The 18,208-nt window shown below is 46.1% G+C and carries 16 protein-coding genes and 2 tRNA genes; 8 read left to right on the top strand and 10 right to left on the bottom strand.

Annotated elements, in window-relative coordinates; translation table 11 throughout:
- Positions 1 to 20: 20 nt before the first annotated feature.
- The gene (locus KTO58_RS26795) at positions 21 to 1,532 is read right to left on the bottom strand and encodes an ATP-binding cassette domain-containing protein (protein ID WP_095836461.1); all 1,512 of its coding nucleotides are present in this window, start codon (positions 1,530 to 1,532) and stop codon (positions 21 to 23) included.
- Between the two features lie 156 nt (positions 1,533 to 1,688).
- Between KTO58_RS26795 and KTO58_RS26800 the strand changes: the two genes are divergently transcribed.
- Positions 1,689 to 2,132, top strand: a complete 444-nt coding sequence (locus KTO58_RS26800) for a GNAT family N-acetyltransferase (protein ID WP_095836460.1) — start codon at positions 1,689 to 1,691, stop codon at positions 2,130 to 2,132.
- 31 nt (positions 2,133 to 2,163) lie between these two features.
- Here the strand turns inward: KTO58_RS26800 and KTO58_RS26805 are convergent, their stop codons facing one another.
- The 6 genes from KTO58_RS26805 to KTO58_RS26830 all read right to left on the bottom strand — a co-directional run bounded on the left by KTO58_RS26805 (position 2,164) and on the right by KTO58_RS26830 (position 10,894).
- Positions 2,164 to 2,955 (bottom strand): DUF6048 family protein, encoded by a 792-nt coding sequence (locus KTO58_RS26805; protein WP_095836459.1) that lies wholly within the window; start codon positions 2,953 to 2,955, stop codon positions 2,164 to 2,166.
- Positions 2,927 to 3,424 carry a DUF6452 family protein gene (locus KTO58_RS26810; protein WP_095836458.1) on the bottom strand — a complete coding sequence of 166 codons (498 nt, stop codon included), beginning with the start codon at positions 3,422 to 3,424 and terminating at the stop codon, positions 2,927 to 2,929. The genes KTO58_RS26805 and KTO58_RS26810 overlap by 29 nt, the downstream gene beginning before the upstream one ends.
- A gap of 38 nt (positions 3,425 to 3,462) precedes the next feature.
- Complete coding sequence (gene uvrA / locus KTO58_RS26815) at positions 3,463 to 6,330, bottom strand: excinuclease ABC subunit UvrA (protein WP_095841376.1); 2,868 nt, start codon at positions 6,328 to 6,330, stop codon at positions 3,463 to 3,465.
- Between the two features lie 179 nt (positions 6,331 to 6,509).
- Positions 6,510 to 7,772 (bottom strand): beta-ketoacyl-ACP synthase II, encoded by a 1,263-nt coding sequence (gene fabF, locus KTO58_RS26820; RefSeq protein WP_095836457.1) that lies wholly within the window; start codon positions 7,770 to 7,772, stop codon positions 6,510 to 6,512.
- Positions 7,773 to 7,961: 189 nt separating this feature from the next.
- On the bottom strand, positions 7,962 to 9,053 hold the full coding sequence (locus KTO58_RS26825) for a fatty acid desaturase family protein (RefSeq protein WP_095836456.1): 1,092 nt from the start codon (positions 9,051 to 9,053) through the stop codon (positions 7,962 to 7,964).
- Between the two features lie 194 nt (positions 9,054 to 9,247).
- A complete protein-coding gene (locus tag KTO58_RS26830; protein WP_095836455.1) occupies positions 9,248 to 10,894 on the bottom strand; it encodes a M28 family metallopeptidase in 1,647 nt (548 codons plus the stop codon).
- A 167-nt stretch (positions 10,895 to 11,061) separates the two neighbouring features.
- On the opposite strand from KTO58_RS26830, the gene KTO58_RS26835 reads away from it, so the two are divergent.
- Positions 11,062 to 11,150: transfer RNA gene (locus KTO58_RS26835), tRNA-Ser, on the top strand.
- Positions 11,151 to 11,160: 10 nt separating this feature from the next.
- Positions 11,161 to 11,235, top strand: a tRNA-Pro gene (locus KTO58_RS26840).
- Between the two features lie 148 nt (positions 11,236 to 11,383).
- Here KTO58_RS26840 and KTO58_RS26845 read toward each other — a convergent pair.
- Positions 11,384 to 12,409 carry a DUF3626 domain-containing protein gene (locus tag KTO58_RS26845; protein WP_095836454.1) on the bottom strand — a complete coding sequence of 342 codons (1,026 nt, stop codon included), beginning with the start codon at positions 12,407 to 12,409 and terminating at the stop codon, positions 11,384 to 11,386.
- 227 nt (positions 12,410 to 12,636) lie between these two features.
- Here KTO58_RS26845 and KTO58_RS26850 point away from each other — a divergent pair, with 227 nt between their 5' ends.
- Complete coding sequence (locus KTO58_RS26850; RefSeq protein ID WP_095836453.1) at positions 12,637 to 13,113, top strand: DUF8788 domain-containing protein; 477 nt, start codon at positions 12,637 to 12,639, stop codon at positions 13,111 to 13,113.
- Between the two features lie 24 nt (positions 13,114 to 13,137).
- Positions 13,138 to 13,608 (top strand): DUF8788 domain-containing protein, encoded by a 471-nt coding sequence (locus KTO58_RS26855; protein ID WP_095836452.1) that lies wholly within the window; start codon positions 13,138 to 13,140, stop codon positions 13,606 to 13,608.
- Positions 13,609 to 13,814: 206 nt separating this feature from the next.
- Here KTO58_RS26855 and KTO58_RS26860 read toward each other — a convergent pair whose 3' ends face one another.
- Positions 13,815 to 14,573, bottom strand: a complete 759-nt coding sequence (locus tag KTO58_RS26860) for a M57 family metalloprotease (RefSeq protein ID WP_095836451.1) — start codon at positions 14,571 to 14,573, stop codon at positions 13,815 to 13,817.
- Positions 14,574 to 14,872: 299 nt separating this feature from the next.
- Between KTO58_RS26860 and KTO58_RS26865 the strand changes: the two genes are divergently transcribed.
- The 3 genes from KTO58_RS26865 to KTO58_RS26875 are packed head-to-tail and all read left to right on the top strand — an operon-like array spanning position 14,873 to position 16,606.
- Positions 14,873 to 15,670 carry a HipA family kinase gene (locus KTO58_RS26865; protein WP_095836450.1) on the top strand — a complete coding sequence of 266 codons (798 nt, stop codon included), beginning with the start codon at positions 14,873 to 14,875 and terminating at the stop codon, positions 15,668 to 15,670.
- Entirely contained in the window at positions 15,648 to 16,031 is a 384-nt protein-coding gene (locus KTO58_RS26870; protein WP_095836449.1) for a DUF3037 domain-containing protein, read from the top strand. The genes KTO58_RS26865 and KTO58_RS26870 overlap by 23 nt, the downstream gene beginning before the upstream one ends.
- Before the next feature lie 23 nt (positions 16,032 to 16,054).
- A complete protein-coding gene (locus KTO58_RS26875; protein WP_095836448.1) occupies positions 16,055 to 16,606 on the top strand; it encodes a hypothetical protein in 552 nt (183 codons plus the stop codon).
- Positions 16,607 to 16,631: 25 nt separating this feature from the next.
- Here the strand turns inward: KTO58_RS26875 and zwf are convergent, their stop codons facing one another.
- On the bottom strand, positions 16,632 to 18,137 hold the full coding sequence (gene zwf / locus KTO58_RS26880) for a glucose-6-phosphate dehydrogenase (protein WP_095836447.1): 1,506 nt from the start codon (positions 18,135 to 18,137) through the stop codon (positions 16,632 to 16,634).
- Positions 18,138 to 18,208 lie beyond the last annotated feature (71 nt).

Below are 18,208 nucleotides of genomic sequence, written 5' to 3' on the forward strand. Positions count from 1 at the left end.
CACCTCCCTACGCAGAATGCCTACGATACGACCTGGCCTTTCTCCAGCCGTAGAAAATGATCTACACATGCCGGTAATTCTTCCGTGTAGTGGGTGACGAATATCAATGTCACCTCCATATGCTCACAGAGGGCCTCTATTACTTGCTTGAAATGCAATTTCTGCTGTGCATCCAGCCCTTGACAGGGTTCGTCGAAAATGAGCAGGGGTGGTTGCTTCACCAATGCCCTGGCTAGTAACGCCAGCCGCTGTATACTCTCTGGTACTTGTTTAAAAGGCTCCTGTGCATACGACTGGATAGCTAATACCTCCAGCCATTGCTCTGCCGTAGCTAATTGCTCCGGAGTGGTCTTACCGCTTCGCCCGATAATGTCATGAAACCCCGATGCCGCCACCTGCAAACAGGTATCCCGGGAAGTAAAATATTGATGCAGCTCCGGTGAAATGAACCCTATCTTCCGCTTGATATCCCATATGCTCTCTCCACTTCCCCTGCGCCGGTCAAACAATGTGATCCGGTTAGCATACGCCTGTGGATTGTCCGCATTAATAAGGCTTAGCAGAGTAGATTTTCCTGCACCGTTTGGCCCCAGCAAAGCCCATTTTTCATTAGCCCGGATGGTCCAGTTAATGCCGTTCAGAATATGCGCATTGCCATATTTTACCTGCACGTCCTCCATCTGTACAATCGTATGATAGCTGGCATTATTGGCAGACGCTAACAGCCCTGGCAAAAGAGCTGCCATATGGCTGGTGTCTGCTGATTGTTCCTGGAGCACTTTGGGTAAAGCATCAAACTCCTCACGGGTATATTTGCCGGTAATAGCCCCGTTATCTAGTGTCAATACATGGGTGACCAACGATGGGATCTCATGAGGGCTGGTGACCAATAATATAGTGAGTCCGTTTGCGATCAGCTGGTCGATCATCGCCGTAAAGTCCTTCCGTGCATTGACATCCAACCCAATAAACGGGTTGTCTAATAACAGCAATACCGGCCGCTGCAACAGCGCATGGGCGATCATCACCCGCCGGGTCTCCCCATTGGATAACTTGATCAGCTCCTTATGCAGCAGTGGCGTTATTCGTAATGGAGCAACCAATGCCTCTTCAGCTGCCGTAGCGACTTTGTCTTCCCCGAACAGGTAAGACTGGACCGTAGGTGCATCGCCGGCATCACTGCTGTTGAATCGCTGCTGGTAATAGAACTCCGTAGTATTTGACTTATTCCGGAAGTGATGGTGATGAGCAACCAATGTAAGCAGGTTACGATAATTAAAGTAAGGATCAGTGATAGTATGTTGCTCCCGGTAAGTGTCGTAGAAATGATAACGGATACCGCCATTGATAATATTGAACTTGCCGGCAATAGCATTCAGTAACGCAGTTTTACCCGATCCGCTACTACCGGTAATCGCCCATTGCTCCCCTTGTAATATTCGCCAGTCAAGCTGCTGGAATAATGTTTTATCAAGATAACGTACCGTAATATGTTCAAGAGAAAGAAAGGGGATGGCTTCAGCGTGTTTCATTGCTATTCAGTATTATTACTTGTCAGACGATCATATAACTCGTTGCAGATATGGCAGCGGGCCCATAAATCTAATACCTATAATTGTAAAACTTAAATGTAAATTAGACAGTAACTTGCGACATTTTCGCATAGTACTCAGAAAAGCAAACCTTATATGAACTGGATAGTAAAACCCTTCGACACACTCACTGGCACGGAAGTATACAATATCCTGCACCTGCGCAATGAAGTATTTGTACTGGAACAACAATGCCCTTACCTGGATACAGACTACAGCGACCAGAAAGCATTACACCTGATGGGACTGAATGATCAAGGCCTATTGGTCGCCTATGCACGGTTGTTTGCACCAGGGATCAAATATGAAGAAGCATCCATTGGTCGTGTCGTTACTGCTCCGGCAGCCAGAGGTACAGGGGCCGGAAAATTATTGATAGAAAAAGCCTTGCAGGAACTGGAAGCACATTATGGTAAAGGGCCGGTGAAGATCGGAGCACAACAGTACCTTACCCGGTTCTATAACGGTTTTGGATTTGAACAGACTAGCGAAATGTACCTGGAAGATAATATCCCGCATATAGAAATGCGCCTGAGTTAATGGGCTTCCTATATGCGGTGAAAAAAGAAAATTATTTTTTGCTCTTGGGAAGTTCTATCTGCACATGCTGCTTCAGTCGCCATAACGGCAACAAATAAGAAATCGAATATTGCATGTCAAACTGGGATTTCTTCGACCCGCTGCCATAACCAGGCATCACAATAGGAGGGAAGTCGCTGGGCGCTGAATTACTTACACGCAGACGCTGCCGGATATTCCAGCCCAGATAAAGATTTTTAAGTACTTCCGTACGCAAACCCACGATCAACTCTACCCAATGCACCATCGCATTGGTTTTGGGATAACTGCTGTTTACCTTGCCCCAATAAGGATCATTGATCACATAGCGGGGGGCTTCGTAAGTCATATGTCCGAAACCATACCGGATACCACCATAGAACATATGATGCTCCTGGGGATCTAACTTCTTGAGGAAATTATAATCCACTCCGATAGTCGCAAAGAAACCATTGCCCTTATAATCGTAAGCCGTATCACTATGCGAAGTGTTGTTATAACCTATTTCCATCGCCGCATACAGGTTCTTCTTGATCCTCGCATCCCCGTTGATCACAATATCCGTACGATAAGGCTGAAAGAACTTTATCACGAAACGGCTGAGATCCAACCCTATCCTGATACCTCCCTGTAGATAGTAAGTGCTGTCCTTAAAAGCAGGCTTAGCCGGTTCGGCAGGTGCCGCTAACGCCTTTTTACCTACAGTATCTGTAGGCGTAGCCGACTTAGCAGGCTTAATTTGAGCGGGTGCCGCTACAGACACCAGCAGGCATCCGCTAAAAATATAAGTTAATATTCGTGTCATTATCGGCATTTACTTCCCGGAGAATAAGTTTCAAAGAATCAATCGAATTATGAGTGGAGGTCACAGAGTCCAGCACGAAAAATGTCGCAAACCCGCATCCTGGCGAAACGAAATGCTGGGAACGTTTATAGTAAAAGTTGATCGTATCCGGTACACTGAAACTATCAATACGCAGATAAAACCTGCTCACATCTGTCAACAGGTTAAGAGACAGATAAACCCTGCTCGCAGGGACACTTTTATAAACACTGTCCTTATCCCTCGTCAAGGCAAAAAGTGTAACATTACGTAAAGTAGTATCCCGGACATTCCCCGATGGATTGCCCAAAGCACTACTGTCAGGTTTGTAAAAGCGCATCTGTAAACTCGTAGTCAGACTCTGGTCGCATACTTTGGTCTCATTATCACAGGCAATGATACCAATGAGGAGACTGATAAACACCCATAATAACTTGGATCCGGGTTTCATGTTCGTTGTAGTGTAATGCTGATTTAATGATTATCTCCTTATGCCAACTCCTGTTTCAGGAACCGCGCAGTATGACTGTCCTTACATACAGACACCTCTTCCGGCGTACCGGAGCACAAGATAGTACCTCCGCCTGCGCCGCCCTCTGGTCCCAGATCGACAATATAATCTGCCATCTTGATCACATCGAGGTTGTGTTCTATCACCAGCACAGTATTACCCCGCTCTACCAGCTTATTCAGCACATTCAGCAACAGCTGTATATCCTGGAAATGCAAACCGGTAGTGGGCTCATCTAATATATAAATGGTTTTACCGGTGTCCTTTTTGGATAACTCAGTGGCCAGCTTCACCCGTTGTGCCTCCCCGCCTGATAAAGTAACGGCAGATTGACCCAAGGTAATATAGCCAAGTCCGACATCCTGTAAAGTCTTAACCTTACGGTAAATATAGGTCACGGGTTGAAAAAATTCTACCGCCTCATCCACCGTCATATCCAGCACATCGGAAATGGACTTCCCTTTATACCGGATCTCTAATGTCTCCCGGTTATAACGCCTGCCGTTACACTTTTCACAGTGAACATACACATCTGGCAAGAAGTTCATCTCAATCACCCGCATACCACCTCCTTCACAAACATCGCAACGTCCGCTTTTTACATTGAAGGAAAAACGCCCGGCATTATACCCGCGGATCTTGGCCTCCGGTACCTGTGAAAACAACTGCCGGATATCCGTGAAAAAACCACAGTAAGTAGCAGGATTACTCCTCGGTGTACGACCAATCGGCGACTGATCGATCTCTATCACCTTGTCCAGGTGCTCTAACCCCTTAATACTCTTATAAGGCATAGGCACCGCCTTGGAGTTGTACGCATGCTTCGACAGGATCGGATACAATGTCTCATTGATCAGCGTCGACTTACCACTGCCCGATACCCCGGTCACACAGATAAAGGTACCTAACGGGAACTTCACACTCACATTTTTCAGGTTATTACCCGTTGCTCCCTTCAATTCCAGCGACTTGCCATTACCTTTTCTACGCTCCGCCGGTACCGCAATAGAACGTTTGCCGTTTAAATAACCGGCCGTCGGGGTGTTCAGTTTTAGTATTTGTGATGGCGTACCTTGTGCAATGATCTGCCCGCCATGCTTACCCGCTCCCGGACCTACATCCACCAGGTGATCCGCATGCAGCATAATGTCTTTGTCATGCTCCACAACGATCACTGTATTACCCATCTCACGCAAATTGCGCAAAGCATCTATCAATTGCATATTATCCCGCTGATGCAGGCCAATACTGGGTTCATCCAGTATATACGTGATCCCCATCAGCTGAGAACCGATCTGAGTAGCCAACCGTATACGCTGCGATTCCCCTCCCGATAAAGTACGGGTAGCCCGGTTCAACGTAAGGTAATTTAATCCCACATTCAGCAAAAAGCCCAAACGCTCCCGTATCTCTTTCAATATATCTTTAGCAATAAGGTTCTGCTTGTTCTCCAGCCGCTGCTCGATCCCGTCGAACCAGGCAGCCAGCTTGTCCAGGTCCATCGCACTCAACTCCGCAATATGTTTGTTATCAACCCGGAAATAAAGACTCTCCTTCTTCAATCGGGTACCATTACACTCCGGACATTCGCTGAGTTGCATAAAACCCTCTGCCCAGGTACGCACATGATCGGAAGATGTATCGTTGAAATAACGGCGTACCATATTAACAACCCCCTCATAATCGGTTTCATAAGGTGTAGCGCTACTCTCCTCAAAACTCATATCTACCTCCAGCTTGCCGTTCTCATCCCCGAACAACAATACATTCAACGCTTTCTCCGGGATATCAGCAATAGCTTTAGTTAAAGAGAACTTATACTTCTTAGCTAGCTGCTGTACCTGCTTGTATGTAAAAGTATCCCTGGCTTCTCCTAACGGTACCAACCCGCCTTCTTCAATGGATTTGCTGTAATCCGGGATCACCTCTTCCATATTGATCTGGTAAATAGTACCCAAGCCTTTACACCGCGGACAAGCCCCGTAAGGAGAGTTGAATGAGAACGTATTCGGACTCGGCTCCTCATAAGAAATACCCGTATCCTCACACATCAGCTGTTTACTGTACTGACTGACCTTCCCGCTATCATTATCCATCACAAACATGAGTCCTTTACCCACCTGCAATGCCTTTTGCACACTCTGGCTCATCCGTACCCTGGCATCATCCTGCACCTGTATCCTGTCGATGACCAGCTCAATGTCGTGTATCTTATAACGATCCACCTGCATCCTTTCTTTCAGATCCAGTATCTCCCCGTCTACACGGACCTTCAGATAACCTTGTTTTCTCACCTGCTCGAAAAGCTCCCGGTAGTGCCCTTTACGGCCGCGAACTAAGGGGGCCAGTATCACCAGTTTCTTCTTAGGGTAATGACGGAAAAGATGTTCCATGATCTCCTCCTCCGAAAAACGGGTCATCCGTTTCCCTGTATTATAGGAATAGGCCAGGCTCGCACGTGCATAAAGCAAACGCAGAAAGTCATATATCTCGGTAATCGTCCCTACAGTAGAACGCGGATTCTTATTAGTGGTCTTCTGCTCTATGGAAATAACAGGGGAAAGTCCTGTGATCTTGTCCACATCCGGACGCTCCATGTCCCCGATGAATTGACGGGCATAGGCAGAGAAACTTTCCATATATCGTCGCTGCCCCTCCGCGTAGATCGTATCAAATGCCAGCGAAGATTTACCGCTGCCGCTGATACCGGTGATCACAACCAGCTTGTTTTTGGGTAACTGCAGGTCCAGGTTCTTCAGATTGTGGACCCTGGCGCCAAACACAGCTATTTGCTCATCTGCAGGCACACTCGCCTCCACAGATACATTGTTTTTTTTCTTTGCCATATTGATCTCCGTACACAGTTTCCGGGCCAACTTTTGCCATACCCGAACACTGATTAAAAACTACTAAACTACACCATAATTGGTAGAGATCAGCAAAATTAATCCATTCCGTTTTCACCCCAATAAAAAACGGCGCCCGTCCATAGGCGCCGTCTTCAAATCATGGTATAACCAATATCTTATCCCTTGAATTTCTGAAATACGGTAATAGCATTATGACCACCAAAACCAAAAGTATTACACACCGCTACATTAACAGGACGCTGCTGCGCCTGCCCTAATGTCAGGTTCAGGTGGGAAGGTATTCCCTCGCCCAGCACCTGGGTATGAATGGTCGGAGGTACGATGTCCTCCTGGATAGCCTTGATACAGGCGATCGCTTCGATCGCACCAGCAGCTCCCAGCAAGTGCCCTGTCATAGACTTGGTCGCACTGATATTCAGTTTGGCAGCATGATCGCCGAATAAACTGGTGATCGCTTTCAGCTCGCTTACATCCCCCAGTGGCGTAGAGGTCGCATGTGCATTGATATAATCTACATCCGTAAGCTGCAGGTCGGCATCCCGTATAGCATCTTCCATACCCAGCTTAGCTCCCAGTCCTTCCGGATGCGTCGCCGTCAGATGATAAGCATCTGCCGTCATAGAACCACCTACCATTTCACCGTATATGGTAGCACCACGTTTGATGGCATGTTCATAATCTTCCAGTACGATAGCACCACCGCCTTCTCCCATCACAAATCCATCACGCTCCACATCAAATGGACGGGAGGCATTCTCCGGATCTTCATTACGGGTAGATAAAGCCTTTAATGCATTGAACCCAGCAATACCAGCACGGGTAACAGGCGCCTCAGAGCCTCCCGCAATGATAATGTTAGCCTTACCCAAACGGATGTAGTTAAAAGCATCCACCAAAGCACTGCTGGACGAAGCACAGGCCGATACCGTACAGAAGTTTACACCCATAAAGCCATATTTGATGGCAATCTGTCCAGCCGCAATATCAGAGATCAATCTAGGTATAAAGAATGGATTGAACTTAGGTACAAAATTGGATTGAGCAAACTCAACGATCTGATCTTCAAAGGTCTGCATGCCACCGTTGCCAGATGCCCAGATAACACCAATCCTCGTTTTGTCAATACCCTCATCGAGCAGCCGCGCATTTTCAACGGCCTCTTGCGCTGTGGCCATCGCATATTGTGTGAAAAGATCCATCTTACGCGCATCCTTCTTGTCGATGAACCGCTCAATGTCAAATCCCTTCAACTCGCAGGCAAATTTGGTCTTGAAATCTTTTGTGTCAAACCTGGTGATAGGTCCTGCTCCACCAACGCCAGCCTTCAGGCTGTTCCAATATGTGTTTACATCGTTCCCGATAGGTGTGAGAGCCCCCAAACCGGTGACCACTACCCTTCTCAGTGTAACAGTACGCATAAGCCGTTTATCTTTATAAAAAAAAGTTAGAGCGCAAATTTAGGCACTTATTCTTATGATTATGCATATTCATAAAGATAATATAATATATTTTCGACCGGGTAGCCCACAGACTATAAAAAAGTTATCCGGCAGGGAAGCCCCGCCGGATAAATAGTATATGATTAGATAACTGACAAAAACACCGGATCAGGCAATCGCCTGTAACTTATACTCAGCCACTGGCAGCGGTAAAGCAATCTTACGCGTCCGCTGCTTCAAAAACGAAATAACCTCCGCCTCCGTAGCAAAACGATCCCCGATATTCACAAAATGTTTCGCTAACAGATCATAACGTTTCCCCATCAAATAGACAAATACATGCAGGAAGTGAATGCTGTCAAACACAATGGCCTCATTATCAACGTAATCTTTCAACGTCTTGCGGAAAAATACCGGATGCTCCGTCCAGTGCATAGAGGGCTTCAGGTGATGACTGATATGATAGCCATCATTCCAGCATTTATGATTGTATTTCGTATTAATACAAGTAATACTGTTCTTATAAGGATTTTCCGGCGACTCCGCACAAATAAAGGCATGTTGCGCCCAGTTGCCCAGCATCATAATGATCCTGGAAATGACAAAAGGCAATATAAATACCACCAGCGTAGCCGGCCAGTTCACAAAACTTAATCCCACACACATGCCGATAAATAACAACTCTCCTCTTACCGAACGCATCAGCAGCCTTTTACGCTTCTTACGCGCAAAATACATCACCAGGTGAATAACACCCATAAAGAAGAAGCTAACCAGGTAACGGGAAAAATCTTTGAAAGAATCCCGCTGATACGCCATCGTAGAACTTTCATCCTCCGGCATATTATTCTCCGGATGGTGCATACCAATATGGTGACTATAATAGGTCTCAGGTGTCTGCCCGAATAACGGACCGATCACCCAGGGCAGGTAGTGATTCAGGATACCATACTTCTTTTCAAAGAATATACGGTGACTGGTACAATGCAACATTAACCCAAATGGACCTTTGAAGACAAAATTATTTAATACCTGGTAAGCAATCGCCAGCGTCCACCATACCCATCCGTCCACACCGGGGAGATATAATAGTACCGCCAGTGGTAATAACGTCAGGGAGATGTTGATCGTCAGATAAAGGAAAGGAAGGTCTCTTTTATCACGTATGAACGATTCAAAAAAGCGGTCCTTTGCCGTCGATGGCTCCGCCGGCCGGTAAACGGGATCTGTTAAGAGCGTGTCTGTGCTGAATTGTTTCATTATCAGGTTTTAGTCCGCAGTGTTTAGCAATGTGTAATAGATGCGTGTCTTATCTTAATTTATTAAACGTGTCTTGCCCTGTCGTAGTATAATTCCCGGCCTGTTGTAGCGTATAGTCCCCTGTTGAGCTTATCTTGATTGCTTGTTCCCTCCCGGTGGGAGCGGGAACACATAAAATGTTAAAACTTTTATCCTTATGGCTTTTCTCTGATAGCTTTGAACTCAGAGCCAGCCTTCCATTTTGGAAAACTGCTTTCCTGGCTCAGCGTCACTCCCACATCAAACAACAGCCGGGTATCCTCTACCATCCCCGACATATTCCAGTTAGGGTCAAATTCATCAAACGGTGAATGATATCGTTCCTTGCCATAACGTTCTGCCTGCTCTTTGCCATAAGCAGGGCCATGTTCTCGGGAATCTACCCCCGCCCCGACATACAATGCAGGAATACCCACCTTGGCAAAGTTGAAATGATCCGAACGGAAAAACCACCCACCGGATGGATTGGATTCGCCCGCGATCACTCTGCCTTGTTTGTCGGCGGCTTTCCGCGCATAGTCATCCAGCTCGGATTGCCCCAATCCTACGATCGTAATGTCCTTTGTACGCCCAAAAGTATTCAGTACGTCCATATTAATATCCGCCACCGTTTTCTTTACCGGGTATACCGGATGCGCTGCATAATACGCAGATCCCAGTAACCCCTGTTCTTCTGCTGTCACCGAAAGGAATAAGATAGAACGGGATGGTTTTTTCTCCAGTTTGGTGAAAGCGGTAGCGATCTCCAGCAATGCAGCAGTACCCGAAGCATTATCCATCGCTCCATTGTAAATGGAATCTCCCCGGATCGCTTCTCCCGTACCTAAATGATCCCAGTGAGCAGAATAGATGATATACTCATCCGCCCTGTCAGTGCCGGGCCATACCGCCAGCACGTTATGCGACGTCGATTTTTTGATACTGTTATTGATCTGGAGGGAGGACTGCAATCCCAACGGTACTGGTTTGAAGCCTGGCTTTTTAGCCTGCTGCAGCAGGTCCTTACTTGCACCCGCCAGCTTAAATAACTTATCGGCCGATTCACTGGTGATCCACCCTTCCATGGCAGGTGCTTTTATATTGTCATCCGCATGCTGCAGGTGCAGCTTGCTCTTAGACCAGCCACTGCGTACTACCGTCCAGGGATAACTGGCCGGCGCTGTATCATGTATGATGATAATACCAGTTGCGCCTTGACGAGCAGCTTCTTCAAACTTGTAAGTCCAGCGGCCATAGTAGGTCATGGTCTTTCCCTTGAATAAAGTGCTGTCGTAAAATCCGGGATCATTAACCATCACCAGCACCGTCTTACCTTTCACATCCAATCCCGCATAGTCGTTCCAGTTGTATTCCGGCGCTACAATACCAAAACCGGCAAATACCCAATCCGAATGCTCCACTTGCACATTAGGCACCGCTCTTTCCGTTCCCGCCACATAATCATCTAGGTAACGAAGCGTAACACTACCCTGCTTACCGGTCACTACCAGCGGCCCTTCGGGTTTAGAGCCGATTTCTACCAACGGCACCTCCTGAAAATAACTATCGCCGTTGCCAGGCTGCAAACCTAATTGCGAAAACTGCTCCTTCAGGTAGTTGATGGTTTTATCTTCTCCAACCGTGAAAGGTTTTCTGCCAAGAAATTCATCAGATGCCAGCGCCTTAATATGCCTGGCAAAACTACTGTCATTGATCGCCTTAATAGCTACTGAGTCTGTGGTATTTGCTTGCTGTTCCGTATTATTCCCGCAGGAAACAAACAGTATAGCCGCTACCAGCAACAGATAACAACTGTTCTTCATTAGCAACAATGGATTTGGTGTAAGCTCAAAATACACTAAAAAGCAAGAAATACCACTATGATTATGAGACGTATCTGCCATCCTTCACCCCTATTTTTAAAATTTTTTTAAAATCCTTTGGTGAATTCCATTTTATTCCTATTTTTGCAACCCCTTGCAACGGGGATGGTGAGGTGCCTGAGTGGCCGAAAGGAACGGTTTGCTAAACCGTCGTACGGGTAACACTGTACCGAGGGTTCGAATCCCTCCCTCACCGCCCGAAAGTTCGGGGTGTAGCGTAGCCCGGTTATCGCGCCTGCTTTGGGAGCAGGAGGTCGCAAGTTCGAATCTTGCCACCCCGACGAAAAACCACCGAAAGTGGTAAAACCCACAACTGATAAAGTTGTGGGTTTTTTGTTTTCTCCAATACAAGCCGCCTGTACCAGCTATTAAATTCACTTCCCCTATTAGCTTGAATCACTCGAAAAAACAAGGTATCCACTACTCGTTTTATTCCCCATATTTTACCAGACAATGCCATACATATTTTGCCAATTGAAATAATTCCAAATCGCCATACTGAGATGTAACCTTTGAATTGGAAAATGCTTTTCCGATAGTATATGCATTGATTACCCCATCGTCTGCTATTACCTTTGCAAGATCCTGGGTTGCGGTACCCCTGAAATCATTCGGAAAGTCAGCTTCGTCCAATGTATACCCAGCATTCCAAACAAAAGATATGTTGAACCGCTCACAAAGTAGCTTAAAGCGATCTTCAAATTCGGTACCTTTAAAGGAGTAATCCGCAACAAATGTGGAAATATCTTTCTCCAGGTCAACATGTCCGTGTATTTGCGCCTCTATGTAAAAATCCAAATTATGAGAGCGCTTATTTATAAGCGTATCAGAATATAAGGAGGTCGTTGTCTGATTGAAAAAATCCCTTAACCCCTTATATTGAAAGCCTAGCGCGGTATTCCTGATAAAGATATCCTGATAAAGCCTGGTGTAAATTTGGATCAGCTTTTTGGCAGTACCCCTTTCTTGGGGCAGCAGGTAGGAGTCCCCATAAGTGAAAGTACATCTATACTTTATCTCAGGATAGGTGATGAAAAAACAAGAACCAAACCTTGGGGAAGCACCATCACTTGTGCACGTAAGATTTAGCGAACCATACTTAGGCCTGTCCTGAATATTGGTAGTATAGAAATTATCAAATAATTCGTTCTCCCACATCTCCCTGTCTTCACCTGTTTTTGCCGTTAAACTTCCCGAAGAAACGCCAGTTTGAAACTGATTTTTATATACACCTGTCTCAATCAATCCATCTATCACTTGTTTGTTGTCTGATAAAAACCTGTCTGGATGAAAATGTAAGTTTATACAAGCCTTTTCTAAAATAGTATCATTGAATAATTGATGCTCATTTGTGGTGATGTTGGAAAATTTTAAAATTGACAGAAGATCTTCAGTATACTTTGCAACATTTGCGGCTACAAATTTTTCAGTCTGTATCAATAAGTTTTCTATCATTTTGCGGGTATTGTTTTCTTATGCATAAATATACGAATCAGGCTTTTTATGACCGATGGCACTACTTCTTCCCCGTATTTCTACCTGCCCTAAAATCCCTCATTACTACCTGAACCCCGTTACACACAATACATCAAATTTGCTGTATGTGAATGAAGCGCTTACACATACAGGTGGATGCCGAAAAACCTCCAATAGAGTAGGCAAACAAAAATACCCCACGAACTATGGAACACCACTCACCCTTAACCAGAAGACGACCGATACCCCCTCAGTCAACGATTCCCCCTGCTGACTGTACCACCTTTATACTCGGCTTTGTAGATGCCGGTATCGTAGACGATAAAGACAATGGCGTATATTTTATTGATACAAGTCTCAGCAACTACAGTGTAAATGAAGGTACCAACCAACTCAGCACAAGATGCCGGATCAATGAAAAGGTAGCCTGGGTAGTATATCCATTCGATCCCCGTTACACACTGGCGCCATCTATTGCTTTTATCGGCTCCGGTGACGACCTGTGGACTGTAGACCCCGGCGTCTACACGGGTAACGGCTACGGTAACGATAATGTCTTCACCGGACAATTAACCGGGCAAGCCCAGGCCAATTCGTATGATATTGAGATTTCCACCAGGAATAGTGTCACCGGAAACAGCGTAGCCCCGGTCTCTACACTGGAATTGGATATCAGATCTTAAAAACTAGCCTAAAAACATATCACTATGAAGAAAGACCATCCTGTACTATCGAATGTCAGACCGCAGGTAAAATTGGCGGTTGTCTGTGATACCACTAAACTAAAAGACGCAGGAACACCTGCTGCGCATATTTACATGATAGATAACCGCGTAGTGGCCAATGGTCCACAAGCTAACCGCTATGAGGAAGGGGGCGCCGAGTTAAAGACCGTTTGTGATGTAAATGACGATATAAGCTGGTATGTCCTACCCTTGAATCCTACATTGGGCGACGTTATCGAAGAGGTATATTTTGTGAACAGGAGCGGTCAGGATGTCTTCCAGGGTAATATAGGAAGTCCAAAGCCACAGGAAGGTTTCCCTAATTTCCTGCTAGGTCATCTGAGGACTAAAGGCGATTTGAACTATACACTCAAATTCAAAATAAGATACAAGAACGATCCCAATCTCAAAGAAGTTACCTGGGATCCGGGTCCCTGGCTGGAAGTAAAATAAGTTTTCCCTCACAATAACCGGCAATATTGCGCCGGGCATTCATCAAAGTCCCCTCTCCGGGGGCTTTGTGCTATTAGAGAATGACACTCCTCAACACCGCCAACACCATATAAAAAAACGATCCCCGGTAGTATACCTACCGGGGATCAAATTATCGTTCGCGATAAAAGTGATCCGCACAATAATTTGATCACCTCATACAACGACTACTTAGGATATAAAGCAACAGTAGCCTGTTTGTCTTTGCTGGACAATACAGTGGCGCCGCTGCCACATTGACCGCCATTCATGATAGAAGAAGCGTCTGTACCTCCTACACCCGGAACGGCTGTAGCACTGGATTCGCCAATGGAAGACCAGTTAGTATGACGGAAGGAAATATTATGCCCCATCTCATGGCAAATTGTTCTGGCACGTTGTGCAAAACTGTTACCGGCAATATAAGACTTGTTGATACGGATAGTACCACCCGCATTACCACCGGAAGGGAAAGTACCCTGACCACAGGTACCATTACCCAGATTAGCGTTCACAATAATAACATCATAAGAAGAACCAGTGACAACACTCCACTTTACCCGGCTGCCGGATACGTTGTTCCACTGGGTGATTGCAGCGTTGATCTCAGATGTCATACTCGTCATGGATGCATCGATCTTCAGACGGATGTTGGTGACTTTGGTAGCGCTTACTTTGCTGCCTGTATAGTACTGTTCCGTACCAACTTTCACATCTCCGCCAGGTACTTCCATACTTTTGGGGAAGATGATGTCGCCTTCCACAATGTACTCCGCACCATTATCTTCTATGCTGGAAGCAGGAAAACCAAGGTTACGGATGTAAGACAATACCTTGTCTTGTTGAGCAGGTGTTTCAGGAGCAGGGGCGTCGTTAGATTTGCTGCATGCTGTAATGGTCATAGCTGTCAAAGCCGCCATCGTTAGGGTTCTAATGTGCTTGTTCATGTGATTTGAATTTGGTTGAATGAGGATAACAGTTGTAATTTATGGTTGTGTATTGTGCGCTCAGATTAGTGAAAAATGATTCGTTAAGGAATTGGATAATAGAGATTACACTGGTTCAGGTCTTGGCGCTCTCAGGTAAATGATATAATATTCAGATGCTCGACAAAAGATATGTAGACTAAAAATAAGGAATATTTTCAAATAACAGCGCTCTCCTCGCAGTAAAATAACATGCGGACAGCATAGGATCACCGGCCATTTGCGAAATTTGATCTATATTTCCTGCTCTTTTTGTCATTATGAATAATCAAGATCCGCAGATAAGGACGGTTAATGTAAGCCGCTATATCACGCCATTGCGTGAAGGTGGTTCTATGCCGGCCATTGCCGAAGCAGACGATGGGTTCATGTATGTGCTCAAGTTCCGGGGAGCAGGGCAAGGGGTCAAAGCCCTGATCGCAGATCTCATAGGAGGAGAACTTGCACGTACCCTGGGCCTCAAAGTACCAGAGATCGTATTCGCTCAGCTGGATAGCGCATTCGGCCGCACAGAACCGGATGAAGAGATCCAGGACCTGCTGCGGGCCAGCGAAGGTCTCAACCTCGCCTTGCACTACCTCTCAGGAGCTATTACATACGATCCGGCCGTAACCACACTCGACCCCTTACTGGCATCCCGCATCGTATGGCTTGATTGCCTGCTGACAAACGTCGACCGTACGGCCCGTAATACCAATATGCTCATGTGGAACAAAGATCTATGGCTCATCGATCATGGCGCCTCCCTTTATTTCCATCACTCCTGGCATAACTGGGAAGAACAGGCCCGCCGCCCATTTGTACAGGTCAAAGACCACGTACTGTTACCGCAAGCCAGCGAATTGGAACAAGTCGATGCCGAATACCACCAATTCCTCACCGACGAACGTATCAATACCATCATCAACCTGGTGCCCGATGAATGGCTGCTCGCAGGAGCCGAAGACGAAACCGCCGGCGAACGCAGACAGGTATATGCCGGCTTCCTGAAAACAAGGATCGCCGCATCCGATATTTTTGTAAAAGAAGCACAAAATGCAAGGAAATCACTTATTTGAGTACGCCGTTATTCGCATCATGCCAAAGGTCGAACGGGAAGAGTTTCTCAATGTCGGTGTGATCCTGTATTGCCAGAAAATAAAATTCCTGCAGGTATTGTTCACAGTAGATGAACGACGACTTAGCATCTTTGCAGAACAACTCGATATCGCTGAAATAACCGCCTATCTCAACGCATTCGAACAAATAGCATTGGGAAGCCCAGCCGGTGGTCCTATCGGTAAACTGGACGTCCCGACCCGCTTCCGATGGCTCACCGCCACCAGAAGCACCGTCATACAAACATCCAAAGTACATACCGGCTTCTGCAACGATCCCCTGCAAGCATTAATCCGCTTGCATGCACAATTAGTATTATAAAAACAACGTTATTAACAACCACTATGACACCCAAAAAATGGTACCTGTTGCCATTGGCAACCATCCTGTTCGCATGCGGCGGTAAAACGGACTCCCCCGAACCTAAAAAAGAAGCAAGCAGCTGGACAGTAGGCAACTACGTATATAACAGTTTCCTGTCCGCACAATCCAAATCGTACGATGGACCACATCCCTATCTGATCTTCAACTCGTATACCATCCCCTCAAATGAATATGACTACGCAGGATTTACCGGTAGTAATATAACCGTGAAATTCTATACCAACAATGGAACCGGTCCCTTCACACTCACCTCCGCCGAAGAACTCGAAGCCAGACCCACGGAAAAATTTATTACAATCACCTGCAATATCGGAACAAGCGCTCCACGGGGCGAAGCCGTATACCAACCGACTATCAACACCGGCGCCATAGTAATAGTCACGAAAGATAATAACGGAGATTACAAATTCAATATGCTCACCAAAGCAACAATAGTAAAAACAGGAGAGATAGAGGGGGGAATACCTGGAGCCGCGGCTACCTACGATTTTATACTGACGAATGCCCGGTAAATACCAGGCATTCGCAATTGATAACTTAACTGGGTTTCACTTCCCGCGTAGGTAACTGAAACCATTCTTTCGCATATGGCTTCAGCAATTCATTGGAAGCAGCAGGCCCCCAACTGCCGGATTTGTATTGGAACAGATTCTTCTCTGGATATTTTTTCCAGGCATCCAGTATTGGCATCACCACCTTCCAGGCCGCTTCTACCTGGTCAGCACGCATAAACAAGGTCGCATCCCCATGCAGCACATCCAGCAACAAAGCCTCGTATGCCTCCGGTAATGTCTGCTTATAAGCTTCCTGGTATGTAAAGTCCATCTCCACAGGTAATAACCGCATTTGCGGACCCGGTACCTTACTTTCAAATAACAGGCTGATCTCCAACTCAGGCTGAATACTAATGATCAGCCGGTTCGGAACAATATCATCCTTGAATATCTTATGAGGGGAATCCTTGAACTGGATCACGATCACCGACGCCTGCCGCTGCATGTTTTTACCTGTCCGCAAAAAGAAAGGAACCCCTCTCCAACGGTCATTGTCAATATGAATTTTCAATGCCGTAAAAGTCTCCGTATGCGAGTGCCGTGATACCTGCTCCTCCTTACGATAACCAACCCTGGACTCTCCTCCCACAACACCGGAAGTATATTGCGCACGAACTACATTTTTGAACACCTGCTGGGTCGTAAACGGACGTATACTCTTTAGCACTTTCGTCTTCGCATCCCGTATCAGCTCCGCCTTATAAGCCTTAGGGCACTCCATTCCCACTTCACACAACAGCTGTAACAGGTGGTTCTGTATCATATCCCGTAATGCACCGCTACTGTCATAGTAACCTCCCCGTTTACCCACACTCACCTGCTCCGCAACACTGATTTGGATATGATCAATGTATTGCCGGTTCCACAAAGGCTCAAATACATAGTTGGCAAACCGGAATGCCATAATGTTCTGCACCGTCTCCTTACCCAGGTAATGATCTATACGGTAGATCTGCTTCTCGGAAAAACGCTTGCCCAGGTATTTATTCAACTTCTTGGCAGTATCCAGATCCGTACCAAACGGCTTCTCTACCACAATGCGATCCAAAAATTCATCTTTACACAGCTGATGCTGATATAACGCCTCCGCAATAACCTCTATAAAACGTGGCGCAGTGGCGAAATAAAATAAACGGATCGCCCGGCTACCAAAAGCTTTATCTGCCGCCACTAACCGGTCCTTTAAAGATTGATAAGTATCCGCCTGCTTGAAATCTCCTTGCACATAAATAATACGCCGGGCAAAGGCATCCCACTGATCAGGATCGGCTTTCCCGCTACGACTAAATGCCGCAATGCCATCGGCTAACTCCTGCTTAAAAACAACATCCTCCACCGCCAGAAAATCAACACAGTAAATGTTGAAATCCGGCGGCAGATGATGATCTATAAAAAGATTGTAAAGGGCAGGTATCAACTTGCGATTCGTCAGGTCTCCTTTCGCTCCGAAAATGGTAATATTGGCTGGGTGATTAGTCTTCAGTTTCATGTAGTTGAAATTAGACCATTTTCAGCACAAATTTGAACAGGAATGACAACTGTATCAATCTTTTAACATGC

The organism is Chitinophaga pendula, assembly GCF_020386615.1.
Taxonomy (GTDB): domain Bacteria; phylum Bacteroidota; class Bacteroidia; order Chitinophagales; family Chitinophagaceae; genus Chitinophaga; species Chitinophaga pendula.